The organism is Pedobacter sp. (assembly GCF_045628745.1).
Taxonomy (GTDB): Bacteria; Bacteroidota; Bacteroidia; order Sphingobacteriales; family Sphingobacteriaceae; genus Pedobacter.
The window spans coordinates 1-13573 of sequence record NZ_JAZQPU010000266.1 but is presented as its reverse complement, the minus strand read 5'-3'; the positions used below and the strand labels follow the sequence as shown (position 1 = coordinate 13573).

The following is a 13573-nucleotide window of genomic DNA, read 5'->3' as shown; positions in this document are numbered from 1 at the left end:
AAATTAAAATTTATAAGATAGACCTATACCTGGAATGTAAGCTACCGTTTTAAAAGTACCGCTTAAGCCCGTTTCAATATTTGTTTCTGTTCTGGAAACCAGATTTTCATATAAGAAAGAGAAATCAACACCAAAACGTTCTGTAGGCTTGAAACCAATACCCGCACTTAAAAGCAAACGGTTGGCATCAGGTACTTCCGGCGTCACATAACCTTCGGCAACTGGTGTTAAAGCATAACCAATACCAGCTCTTAAAGCAAGTTTAGCTGTAGTTTGGTTTTCTATACCTAACCTAAAAGTTGCTGCATCATGGTAATTTCTTGGCGAACGAGTATCTTCAATTCTTTCATGGTTGTTATATTCGAAAGCCAGTTCCTGGTATTTATTCCAGTGTACCCAGTTTACATCAAGAGCAATCGTTGTTTTTTCTGAAGGGTAGAAGCCAAAACCAATGGAACTTGTTGCTGGCAAAGGTAATTTTGCACTAAACTTTGTTGGAAATCCAGAAGCCAATGCCTCAGGCACGGTAAAATTAGCATCTCCATCTTCCACCGTGGCTGTAACCTGCGAACGGTGAGAAATACCGATGGTAATACCAGAAATGGTTTCAATATAAATACCTGCATTCCAGCCGAAATCATGTGCATCGCCTTTTAACTGTGCAGATGCAGACTGGCCATTATTTAAAGTCAATGGAACAGCACGTTTTAAATCTACTTTACCCATTGAATAAACAAAACCACCACCAATACCTATATGATCAGTAATTTTTAAACTTATAGTAGGTTGTATATAAATGGCTTGTAAGTCTAGGGAAGTAACGGTGTATTTACCGCTCCAATTTTCATCCCAGTGCATCGCACCACCAAAAGGGGTGTATACACCAAGTCCAAATCTTAAGCGACTTTCTGGAGATCCAAATACGGCATAGGCTTGCAACGGCGTTGGGACTTCGTTTTTATTGCGTTCAACCATGTTTGAGCCTGCCTGAGTAAATGCTGATTTTAAGAAGAGCGGACTGACACCTGCTGATACACCATTCTTCTTTAGAAAAGAAACAGCACCAGGATTGAAAAATACGGCAGCTTCATCCATGGCTACACCGGTACCGGCACCCGCCATTCCAATTTGTTTTTGTCCTTGAAGGTTAACCTGATAGGATTGGGAAAAGCCCCACACAGGAATTACCAATAAAAAACTAAGTAAAATCTTTTTCATGATATTTGGTTATGTTGTTTAATCGTAATGCTAAGCTAATAAAAAGATTAACATTTATGCATGCATAACAAAGAAACACTTTTTCATTTAAAAGTCAAATAGGCTTATAAAATTTCTTAAGGTTATATTACTAAACTACATTTGATTAGCCTTGCAATGGTGCTTCCAGCCAGCGTGTTGGAAATAAATCCTTTACATTTAAAAAAAAATAATACAATATGAGTCTAATTGAAGCCTTAAACTGGCGTTACGCTACTAAAAAAATGAATGGCGATGTAGTGCCACAAGAAAAAGTTAATCAAATTGTTAAGGCTGCCCATCTTGCCCCTACCTCTTCAGGTTTACAACCTTTCAAAGTAATTGTGGTAACTAATCCTGAATTGAAAGAAAAAATTGCTGCCGTGGCTTATGGTCAGCAACAAATAATCGACTGTTCACACTTATTGGTTTTTGCTGCATGGGATAATTATACCGTAGCCAACATCCGTGAGGTATTTGCTCATGCAAACAGCGAAAGAAATTTACCTGCTACCGCTACTGCAGCTTATGAAGATACGCTTATAGCTAATTATACTTCAAGATCTGCTGAAGAAAATTTCACCCATGCCGCCAAACAAGCTTACATAGGTTTTGGTATGGCGATAGCTGAAGCCGCAATGTTAAAAGTTGATGCGACACCCATGGAAGGTTTTGAAGCCGATCAGCTTGATGAATTGCTAAACCTTAAAGCTTTGAACTTACGCAGCACCACTATATTACCTTTAGGTTACCGTGCTGAAGATGCCGACTGGTTAGTGAACCTTAAAAAAGTACGTAGCCCATTGTCAGATTTTGTCATTGAATTGAACTAAGTCTTAGTTTTTATATAGCGGTGAAAGCAATGCTTTCCCGCTTTTCTTGCCTTTCGGTCAACACATCCCATACTCGTGTTTCTGACTTACCAACTTTTCCACATAGTTATCCACATTCTGAAGACTGCTGTTGAATACGCCAATTTATAGGCATTTTGCCGCAAAATAAATGTCAAAAAATGTTAAAGGCGCTTTAATATGAAGCTTCTAAGAGTCGAAATGAATATATTAGCGCAATCAACCCGTTAAATTATATTCATGAAGTATTTAAAAATTGTAGCTGCTTTGATTTTGGTTGCGCTCTGTATCCACCTTCCGGCCTATTCACAGCAAGACACCACAACTTTAAAGAACATTATTAAAAAAACCAGCAAACTTGCAGAGCTATACCCTGTGGAAAAGGTTTATTTACATTTCGATAAGCCTTATTACAGTGTTGTGGATACCATGTGGTTTAAAGCCTACCTTACCTCAGACCAAAACCTACCCTCGCAACTGAGTAAAATTGTTTATGTGGATGTCATGAACAGCAAGGATTCTTTGGTGTCTTCCTTAAAGTTCCCCGTTACCAATAGTGTGGCCTATGGAAATATACCTTTAGACCCATTGGCATTTAAGCAGGGAAACTATTATGTGAAGGCTTATACCTTATGGATGCTCAACTTTGATCCCGATTATTTCTACAGTAAAAATATCGCCATTGGTGAGGCTGTTGAAAAAGAACTGCTGACTCACTTCAGCTATGATACAGAAAAATCTTCAAAAGACCAGGTAATTAAAGCACGTATTCAATATAAAAACCCCGATAAAGTTGCTTTCGCTAATAAAACCGTCAACTGGAAAGTAATTTCTAATTACGAAGTGGTGGCTAAAGGAAAAGGGACCACAGACCAGAATGGCTTTCTAAATGTCAGCATCAGTGCCAAGAAAAATGAAACCATTACCAACGGAAGTCTGGTGACTGATATTGCGGTGGGCGATAAACAAAGCCTGAGTGCTAGTTTTGACCTTAAACCTAGTGTTGGTGAAAATGATATCCAATTTTTTCCTGAAGGTGGAGAAATCATCTTAGGCGTACCAACGCAGGTTGCTTTTAAGGCTATCAATGCTAAAGGTTTGGGTGTTGGCGTTACAGGTACTGTGACCGATCAGGATGGTAACCAAATTACTACTTTAACTGCTGCACATGCAGGCATGGGTTCTTTTTACCTGAATACCGAAGCCAATAAAACTTATAACGCAAACATTACTTTTAAAGATGGCACCAAGAAAACCTTCGCTTTGCCAAAATCGGTTGCTTCTGGCGTATCCTTACAGGTTACCAATACCAATGCAGACATGATTAACCTTAAAATAGTCGCTAGCGATGCTTATTACCAACAATATAAAGATAAAGGCCTTTACATTGTGGCTCAAAATGGAGGAGTAGTTTATTATGCTGCTCAAACAGGTTTGCAAAACCAGGTAATTGCGGCGAAGATCCCTAAAGAAAAATTCCCTTCAGGTATTGTAGAGATCACCTTATTTTCTGCTGCTGGTGAGCCTGTTAGCGAAAGACTCGTTTTTATATTACATAAAGATGCACTTCACTTAACTGCAAAAACTGATTTGCCAACTTACAAGCCTCGTCAGAAGGTAAAGATGACCGTTACTGCAGCAAATGCAACAGCAAAACTGGAAGGAGATTTCTCTATTTCCGTTACTGATGAACAGAAAGTGCCTGCAGAGGAAGATGCTGAAACCACCATCTTTAGTTCACTATTGTTAAGCTCGGACTTAAAAGGTTACATCGAGAAACCTAACTACTATTTTAACAAAACTGACGATAAAAAGCTGGCTGATCTAGACATGTTGATGCTGACACAAGGCTATCGTCGCTTTGCTTACAAAGATATCCTTGCAGATCGTTATCCAAAGGTAAGTTACCTGCCTGAGCAAGGCATGAACATTACTGGTACATTAAGAGACCGCACGGGTATGCCAGTAAAAAAAGCAGGCCTTCGTTTAACTGTACCTGGTCGCACCTATTCTGCCGAAGCGCTAACAAGTCCATCGGGTATATTTAACTTTCAAAACTTAAACTTCCCTGATTCTTCACAAGTGGTCATCAGTGCAAAATATGGCGCTAATGGCAATAACTTAATGATCATGGTTGATCCTATTCCCGCAGCAGCCATGTCGCCAAATAGAAATGCGGCAGAAGAAGTTCAAAATATTGACAGTACCTTAAACAACTACCTCAACAATAGTAAAAAACAATATAGCTATTTACGCCAGTTAAAAGAAGTGGTCATTCAGGGGGCAGCGATCAAAAAAGTGAGTCACTCAGATTATTCTGCTTTATCATCTTTGTCCATGATGCCTGATCATTTAATTGATGGCAGCCGTTTAGGTGGGTGTAATGACCTGCTGACGTGTTTAAAAACAATGGCGATGGGTTTAACTTTCGATGAGAATAATTTTTACATCAGCAGAGATTATAATGCCGGCAAAAGAATACCAGTTCAGGTATTTGTAGGTGGGATGCCTGTGGATTTATTTTCCATCGGTTCTGTAAACATGGCGGAGATTGAGTCCATTGAGATTTTCTTAAAAGATGAGCTGGGAACCGTTAACCGCATGCACGGCACCAATGGGGTAATCTCTATCAACATGAAAGTGGTGAAAACACAGAAAATGAGTTTGGCAGATTTGAAGAAACTGTTGCCTCAAAATAACATTGTTACCATTAACCCTAAAGGTTACAGCAAACACAGAGAGTTTTATTCACCAAAATATACAACACCAAATTCTACAGCTAAGGACCTGAGAAGTACCATTTACTGGAATCCAAGGGTAATTACTGATGCCACAGGCAGTATTACTTTTGAGTTTTACAATGCTGAAGGTAAGGGAAATTATAAAGCTGTTGTAGAAGGGTTAGACAAAAACGGCAACCCAGGCCGCTTTGTCTTCCGCTATGTAGTCAAATAATTTAAAGCCTTGCAAGGGCATCATTATTGATCATGATGATGCCCTTTTTCTGTTAATTCTATCTGGCATTTTAAGCCATCTTCTGTCATTACCCATTCATAGAAGTCTGTATCTGGCGCACCTTCTCTTTCACATGCCCAGCTTCCGTATTGTTCTAAATACCTATCCAATTCTTCATTGATGATTAACTTAGTCCCAACAGGAACTTTTACAGTTACTGTTACTTGCTGGTTACGCCAGATAGCATTTTTTGCCAGGTGCAACTTCGTATTAAAGCTTAACAGCGAGTCTTTTTGTGAAAAATCATAACGGATATTCTGTGCATTATTTAAAGCATTATCAAAGTTTTTACCTTGAGAACTGTAGTTCTCCACTATAGCAAACTTTCCATCTAAACTCTTTTCTATTTTAATCCTTACATTTTTAGGCGTATTTAAGGCATTGTCAGCATCATCTAAAATGATTTTACCTTTATAGCGTTCGGTACTGATCTGGTATTTAATGCTGTCTTCTTTAGAGAAAAAACGCGAATTGTTCATCTGTAAAGTATAAGCAGGATAAACTTTTAAAGGTGTTACCTGTGTAAATTCAGCCTCCTCTTTAAATTCTGCGCTCACTTTAGCAATATGAAAAATGGCTGTGGCCGTACCTATAAGCCATATAATCAATAAGCCAAAGGAAACAGACTTATTTAACGGACGACCATTGAAGGCAACACGTACAGCAAACAGAACTAATGCCAATAAAGGAATAGCGAAAAAGAAAAAAGCAGCAAATAACATGGTGGGAAGAGAATCTGCGTCTACCATGCTAAAAGGGAAAATCTCATTGGCATTGGAATCAAACACCCCTAAGAAAGCAGCAAGCATAACCACTAAACTCAACAGCATAAACGAGGCTATACATATAATGAAGCCAGCAAATATTTTAAAGATGATAGATCCTGTTCCGGTAATGAATTTACCTAACCACTCCACCATCTCAGACAATATACCTCCAGACCTTTTAATCAGCTGGTTGTTTTCCATTTCTTCCTGAAAATTACGGATAAACCCCTGCAAATTCACGGCCTCCCCTTTCATGTACATCTTTTCAGATCTTGTAGAAGCGCGGGGTACCATAATCCACATCACCAGGTAAGCCAAAATACCAGCACCACCCATAAACACAGAAAGCAAAGCCGCCAGGCGAATCCATTTAGCATCTACGTTTAAATAATGACCCAAACCTGCACAAACACCAGCAACCATCCCTTGTTCAGTATCACGGTATAATCTTTTGATACCGGCACTATATTGTGGAATTTCTTCTGTTGCAGCTTCTTCGCCTGTTTCAAAATCACTCACTTTACCCATTTGCGCCATAATTACGCCAACGTCGGTAATGTTAATGACCTGTTTCTGCTGAACAGACAAGATTTCCAGAAACATTTCTGCAATTCTATTCTCAATATCTATGACAATCTCAAAGTCGTCTGCATTACGGGCAAAATGTGCTTTGATCTCATTCAGGTAAGTGGTTAATAGTTCGTAGGCATCCTCCTCAATGTGGATAATGGAATTGCCGATATTTATGTTTAGCGTTCTTTTCATTGCTTTATTTTTTTAGATGTTTCTATTGCGTAAGCCAATTCCTGCCATGTGGTATCTAGCTGTGTTACCATAGCTTTACCTAAATCTGTCAGTTCATAATACTTCCGCGGTGGTCCTGAAGTAGATTCGACCCAGTTGTAACTCAACAAGCCATTGTTCTTTAATCGGGTCAGCAGTGGATAAAGTGTTCCCTCCACCACCAGCAATTTTGCCGATTTTAATTCTGCGATAATATCCGAAGCATAAATCTCGCCCCGTGATATTATAAGCAGCACACAATATTCGAGTATGCCCTTCCGCATTTGCGTTTGCGTATTTTCTGCTATCATAATACAAAGATATATGTTTTATATAGTAATATGCAATACATAGTACTATATTAAAACATTATTATATTATAAACGCCTGATTGACAAAACTATAAAATTTTAAAAGGAAATAAACTACTAGAACTCTAGAAGTTATATTAACAAATGAAGTACTTTTACGCGACAAAAAAGGCTAACATGCTAAAGAAATCCGTTGCACTGATTAGAGAAGAAGCTGCAGAAAATTCTGAAAACTCACTTAAAAGAACCTTAGGACCACTTAACCTCATCCTTATCGGTGTTGGATTAACCTTAGGAGCTGGTTTATTCTCCATCACCGGCATAGCAGCAGCCAATTATTCAGGCCCGGCAGTTACCCTTTCCTTTGCTATAGCAGCCTTAGGCTGTGGCTTTTCTGCCTTATGCTATGCAGAATTTGCCTCAATGATTCCCGTTGCAGGGAGTGCTTACACCTATTCTTACGCCACCATGGGCGAATTCTTTGCCTGGATTATCGGCTGGGATTTAGTGCTTGAATATTCTGTAGGCTGTGCCACAGTAGCCATCAGCTGGTCGCAATACCTCACTAAATTCTTATCCTCCTTTGGTATCTTTTTGCCTGCCCAGCTAACCATGTCGCCTTTTGAAACGGCCAAACTTGCCGATGGCAGCATCGTGCACGGCTGGATCAATATACCGGGTGCTTTGATTGTTGTTTTAATGACGCTGATCATCATCCGTGGCACAAAAGGCTCTGCCCTGGTCAATGCCTTTATTGTATTTTTAAAGGTCGGCGTAGTGGTCATTTTTATCGCCCTGGGTTGGAAATATATAGATCCAAGTAATTACAAACCTTATATTCCACAAAACACAGGAACATTTGGTGAATTTGGCTGGAGTGGTGTTTTACGTGGTGCTGCACTGGTTTTCTTTGTCTTTATAGGCTTTGATGCCGTTGCTGCCTCTGCACAGGAAACCAAGAAACCAGCCAGAGATTTGCCTATTGGTATTTTAGGGTCCTTACTGGTTTGTACGGTATTATTTGGTCTTTTTGCCCACGTCATGACGGGTCTTGCCAATTATAAAGATTTTGGCGACAGTGGTGCCCCTGTAGCCATTGCTATTGAAAACACTCCATATGCATGGTTAAGTCAAGCGGTTATTTTAGCCATCCTGATTGGTTATACTTCGGTGATCCTCATTGACCTGATGGCTCAGAGCAGAATGTTTTATTCCATTAGTCGCGATGGCTTGCTGCCAAAAGTATTTTCAGAAGTACACCCTAAATTTAAAACCCCTTATAAATCTAACATTGTGCTGTGCGGCTTTATTTCTTTATTTGCCGCTTTTGTACCTATGCGCGTTGTAGGAGAAATGACCAGCATCGGCACGCTGCTAGCCTTTTTAATGGTTTGTGTGGGCATCTTAATTCTACGTAAAACAGATCCACATGCCGAACGTCCTTTTAAAGTACCCTTTGTTCCTTTAATTCCAATTTTAGGCATCTTAACTTGTCTGGCTATGATGGTCTTTATGCCTTTAGACACCTGGATCCGTTTAGTGGTATGGTTGGCTATTGGTTTAACCATATACTTTTTATACGGCAAAAAGAACAGCGTACTACGCAAGGCAACACAGAAAAATGCAGAACAAAGTTCGTAAAGCAGTTACACATACGCATTTACAATTTACTGCTTTCCTGAAAGTTAAAGCCATATTTGAGTAACAAATTATATACTTTTAGATAACTGGCTTAAGGTTTGTGATAGATGAAATACATCCATTCTACATCTACCTATGTTAATTAAATTAAACCTTATTTCTTCAACTTTTGCGAGGCTAAGGGAGGAAAAAAAAGTAAAAACAACAGCTCCCCTTACCCACAAGCAATGGGTTATGGTGGATAGAATTGTCATTATCTTCCTTTTCTTAGCTGGAATTATCAGTGCAATTTTAATGTCCTGAAATCAATTCATTGTTCAATTTTCCAAGCAGCGCTTACCAATTAGGACGTTGAACAATTAACTGATTTGTATTTATTTCATTCTGAGGGATAGGGAAATAATCGTGTTTTCCTGGAACAAAGAACTGCTTGCCTACTTTATCACTGTTTGCAATTTCCTGCGCTAACAAGCCCCATCTTTTCAGGTCATAAAACCTTTGGTTTTCCCTTGCAAACTCAATCATGCGCTGGTGGCGTATTTCTGCCATTAACTGTTCCTGCGTTAAACCTGGCGTTAAAGCGGCCAACTTTGCCCTTGTTCTTATTTGTTGCACAAAAGGATAAGCACTTGCCGTATTGCCCTGCATGGTTAGGGCCTCTGCTAACATCAGCAGCACATCTGCATAGCGCAATGCCCTTTCATTATTGCTGGACGTAAAATTTGAAGCCCCACTGGCTCCCGATAGTTCATTTTCCTGCATATAATTCTGGTACTTTTTAAACAAGCTTTTGAAACCGAAGCTCAACTTAAAGCTGCTAAAAGGTTTTCTATAAAAAGTAGCCCCGGGATAGTCCCAGATCAAGGTGGCATACATCCGCGGGTCAAAGTCGTTGTCAACGGTCTTTTCCTTCTGAAATTCATTAAAAAGCTTATCTGTAGGGCCCACTTCAAACCAGCCCCCCACTTCGGAAGGTGCAAATTCCTGTGCTGTAGTTACCCCTAAAGCCTGGTTTGCCACTTCACCAGCCCATGGATCTGTACCCCCCACATCGGCCAGTTGAATTTCAAAAACCGACTCTGCATTATTTTTCCTGGTAGCAAGGAAATTATCTTCATAATTGGGCATCAGCTGATAAGACATGGCCGTTACCTGCCTTAAGGTAGCTTCAGCATTGGCCCAGTCTTTTGTGAAGAGGTAAGCTTTACCTAAAAAACCTAAACTTGCACCTTTTGTCGCTCTTCCAATCCATTGCGAAGGATAACTAGAAGGAAGATCAGCCGCTGCAGCGGTAAAATCAGCGATGATCTGTGTCCAAACCTCAGCTTCAGGAGATTTTGCCCTAAAATACTCTTGTGTAGTTTTAGGTACGGCAAGAACCAGGGGCACATCGCCAAAATTGATGGCGAGAATATAATAATTCAGTCCCCTAAGAAAGGTAGCTTCAGCTACATACTCTTTCATTTTTGCCGCATCCATGGGCACTTCCCCCACATTTTCGAGAATCTGGTTGGCCCTGAAAATACCACGGTAACAAGTATTCCACAAATTGCTGGTTACCCCATTATCAGTGGTATTGGTAAAAGTCGACAAGCGGTATAGGTCGGCCACATCATTTCTGATGTAAAAGTCATCACCTCTGCCATTGGCAAGTTCAATGCCCCTTACCCCCCAGAAGCCACCGTCAACATTCCTGAGCAGACTATAAGTAGCCGCAAAAGCACTGTTGACGTCAGTCTCTGTTTTCCAAAACGTTTCTTCGGTGATCCGGTTAGGATTATCCAGTTCCAAAACACTTTTCTTACAGCCGAAAGAAAGTGTAAAGACTAATAAAAATATAAATAACTTTTTCATGATTTCTAGGTGTTGTGCTGTATGCATTACAGGGTTAATTGAAAACCAAGAGAGATGGTTCTGGCCAGCGGATAAGCGACATGGCCAAAATCTACCCCACGATCCAAAATAGTCCCGGTTCTGCCCAGGTCGGGGTTAAACCCTGTATATTTAGTGATGGTAAATAAATTATCTGCGCTGATGTAGGCCCGCAGCGCCGAGACCTTGATTTTCTTTGAGGTTTCCTCTTTAAGTGTATAACCCAGCTGAAGCGTTTTCATTCTGAAATAGGAACCGTTTTCTAAGAACCTGGAAGAGGTTCTGTTGTTAGAATTCGGGTCACTGGAAATTGCTCTTGGTATATCGGAATGATTTTCTGGTGTCCAGGCATTCAACATTTTCTCCGCATAGTTGATACCAAGGTTGGTACTTTGTAGCACCTGCGATAAACCATTGTAAATTTTATTACCCTGTGAGCCCTGGAAAAACAAACTGACATCAAAGCCATACATGGAGCCATTTAAGCCTATTCCATATTCAAAGTCAGGAAAAGGACTTCCCAAATTCACTTTATCATTATCATTAATCTGACCATCGTCGTTACTATCCAAGAATTTAACATCACCGGGTGATGCATTGGGTTGAATCAGCTGTCCGTTTTTAGCATAGCTGTTCACTTCTTCCTGAGAATTAAAGATTCCGATGGCCTCAATCAGGTAAAAAGAACCAATAGAACCACCGGCTTCCGTTAAAGTACTGGAGGCACCATGATGCGATGGTTGTCCGCCGAAAATCTGTTGCGATCCTGTACCCAGAGCCAGCACCTTATTTTTTACGGCCGATAGCGTAGCGGTAACGCCATAATTAAAGTTGCCTATTTTGTTGTTATAGTTGGCGCCAAGTTCAAATCCATTGTTCCTTAGGGTACCTGCGTTGACCACAGGATTAGAAATAGCTCCTGCAGAACCAGGAATTGGCACATTTAACAATACATCAGTGGTTTTCTTGATGAAATAATCGGCGGTAACATTTAATTTTTGATCAAAAAAGCCAGCATCGAAACCGAAGTTGAAGGTTTTGGTGGTTTCCCATTTGATATCCGGCGAGGCATAAGCTGTTTGGATGGCTCCAAACCAACGCTGTTGTTCTGTACCGACCACATAATTGATATTCGATGCCACGGCAGCACTGTATTGATAGTCACCAATTTCCTGGTTTCCCAGCACTCCATAACTGGCTCTTAGCTTTAAGTTATTGAAAACATTAGACAGGGGTTCAAAGAAATTCTCTTTTGAAATATTCCAGCCGAGCGCTACAGAAGGGAAATTACCATAGCGGTTGTTACTGCCAAATCTTGAAGAACCATCACGTCTAAAACTGGCCGTTAACAGGTAACGTTCATCATAAGCGTAAATCACCCTACCTAAAAAGGAGATGATATTACTTTCCGTGCTGTTTCCAGCGTTGGATGAAATTCCTGCACCAGCATCAATCTGATCAATGCCATCGGGTAAATCTGTGCGCCCTGCCTGTGTGTATCTATATGTATTGTTCTGGTAAGTATAACCCGCTAAAGCCTGTATGCTGTGTTTACCAATATCCTTCTTGTAATTTAGGGTGTTTTCTACCAACACTAAAATGTTGCGATCTCCATTGAGGTTGATGTCATTGGTAGCGTGAGAAAATAAGGCACCTACCCTATGCCTTCTGTAATAGTCATAATTATCATTGGTCGCGTTGGTATAACCCAGGTTCAACCTGTAAGATAAGCCCGGAAGGATATTTAATTCCCCAAAACCATTGACGATGATGCCGGTATTCACCCTGTTGATATCTTCAAGGTAAAGCTGTGCCACAGGGTTGGCAATGTTGACTACAGAGCCGAAAGCACCACCATAACCGCCAATTGCTTCAGGATCATAAATGCTGAAAGCGGGAATCATCAGCATGGCAGAACCCACAGGGTTACCCCCCTGACCGCCCCAGCCGCCGGGCATGGTTACAAACTTCTCCCGGGAAAGAAGAACAGTTTGCCCAAACTTCAACCTTCCTTTGGTTGTTTCTGTTTTTACCCTTAAATTGTAACGGCGGTAATTGGTCACATCCACAATACCTTCCTGGTCGTTATAACCGCCGGAGACACTATAACGAGTATCTTCTGTTCCGCCACTTATTAAAAGGTTATACTGCTGGATGGCACCATTTCTAAAAATAGCATCCTGCCAATCTGTACCTTCGCCTAACTGATCAGGATTAGCGGCAATATCCAAACGTGGAAAGCCAGCATTATCATTTGCCTGGTTACTCACCTGTGCCCATTCACGGGCATTGAGCACATCAACACTGCTGGCCTTACTTTGTTGTCCGTAATTGGCACTGAGCTGTACTACAGGAGGGCCTTCTCTACCCGATTTGGTGGTAATCAATACCACCCCATTTGCAGCCCTGGAACCGTAAATTGCCGCTGCAGAGGCATCTTTCAATACATCTATAGATTCAATATCCGTCTGGTTAAGGTTATTGATGTTAGCCACCTGCACCCCATCAACAATATATAAAGGGGCAGCATTTCCTAAAGTTCCCACCCCACGAATCAAGATACGTGTTCCTGAACCGGGGTCGCCACCGGCAGACTCAATCGTTACCCCCGGCATCTTGCCCTGTAAAGACCGGGTAACATCACTCACCCCCTGCGATTTAATATCAGCACCTTTAACAGAGGCAATGGAACCTGTTAAATCAGATCTTCTGGCTGTTCCATAACCTATCACCACCACTTCGCTGAGTGCTGCAGCGCTTTGCACCATCCTTACATTGATGGAGGTACGCCCATTTAGCGCAACTTCCTGCGTATTATACCCAATAAAGGAAAAAATAAGGGTATTGTTCGCATCCGTTTCCAGCACAAAGCGGCCATCCTTATCCGTCATTGTGCCCGCAGCAGCTCCTTTAACTTTAACACTAACGCCGGGTAGCGGAAGCGCATTCTCATCAATCACCACACCAGAAACAGCAACAAATACATCAGGTTTTGGCTGGCGATAGGCTTTTACCTCGACAAAGGTGAGGATGAATAAAATCAATATCAATGGTTTCATTAGCTTAGAATTAGATTTTTAAAAATGATAAAGCTGTC

General features: G+C 40.8%; 8 protein-coding genes. 3 read left to right on the top strand and 5 right to left on the bottom strand.

What is annotated here, in order from left to right:
* Window positions 1-3 precede the first annotated feature (3 nt).
* Window positions 4-1218: an OmpP1/FadL family transporter gene (locus ACR2F7_RS10060; RefSeq protein ID WP_432713438.1), complete on the bottom strand. Its 1215-nt coding sequence runs from the start codon at window positions 1216-1218 to the stop codon at window positions 4-6.
* 218 nt (window positions 1219-1436) lie between these two features.
* Between ACR2F7_RS10060 and ACR2F7_RS10055 the strand changes: the two genes are divergently transcribed.
* Together ACR2F7_RS10055 and ACR2F7_RS10050 are read left to right on the top strand one after the other, a co-directional pair.
* Window positions 1437-2069, top strand: a complete 633-nt coding sequence (locus tag ACR2F7_RS10055; RefSeq protein WP_432713437.1) for an NAD(P)H-dependent oxidoreductase — start codon at window positions 1437-1439, stop codon at window positions 2067-2069.
* A 258-nt stretch (window positions 2070-2327) separates the two neighbouring features.
* On the top strand, window positions 2328-5042 hold the full coding sequence (locus ACR2F7_RS10050) for a carboxypeptidase-like regulatory domain-containing protein (protein ID WP_432713436.1): 2715 nt from the start codon (window positions 2328-2330) through the stop codon (window positions 5040-5042).
* Window positions 5043-5065: 23 nt separating this feature from the next.
* Here ACR2F7_RS10050 and ACR2F7_RS10045 read toward each other — a convergent pair whose 3' ends face one another.
* Together ACR2F7_RS10045 and ACR2F7_RS10040 are read right to left on the bottom strand one after the other, a co-directional pair.
* Entirely contained in the window at window positions 5066-6634 is a 1569-nt protein-coding gene (locus tag ACR2F7_RS10045) for a PspC domain-containing protein (protein ID WP_432713435.1), read from the bottom strand.
* A complete protein-coding gene (locus ACR2F7_RS10040) occupies window positions 6631-6963 on the bottom strand; it encodes a PadR family transcriptional regulator (protein WP_432713434.1) in 333 nt (110 codons plus the stop codon). The genes ACR2F7_RS10045 and ACR2F7_RS10040 overlap by 4 nt, the downstream gene beginning before the upstream one ends.
* Window positions 6964-7140: 177 nt before the next feature.
* On the opposite strand from ACR2F7_RS10040, the gene ACR2F7_RS10035 reads away from it, so the two are divergent.
* Window positions 7141-8604: an amino acid permease gene (locus tag ACR2F7_RS10035; RefSeq protein WP_432713433.1), complete on the top strand. Its 1464-nt coding sequence runs from the start codon at window positions 7141-7143 to the stop codon at window positions 8602-8604.
* A gap of 336 nt (window positions 8605-8940) precedes the next feature.
* Here ACR2F7_RS10035 and ACR2F7_RS10030 read toward each other — a convergent pair whose 3' ends face one another.
* Window positions 8941-10458 carry a RagB/SusD family nutrient uptake outer membrane protein gene (locus tag ACR2F7_RS10030; RefSeq protein WP_432713432.1) on the bottom strand — a complete coding sequence of 506 codons (1518 nt, stop codon included), beginning with the start codon at window positions 10456-10458 and terminating at the stop codon, window positions 8941-8943.
* A gap of 26 nt (window positions 10459-10484) precedes the next feature.
* On the bottom strand, window positions 10485-13535 hold the full coding sequence (locus tag ACR2F7_RS10025; protein WP_432713431.1) for a SusC/RagA family TonB-linked outer membrane protein: 3051 nt from the start codon (window positions 13533-13535) through the stop codon (window positions 10485-10487).
* Window positions 13536-13573: the final 38 nt, after the last annotated feature.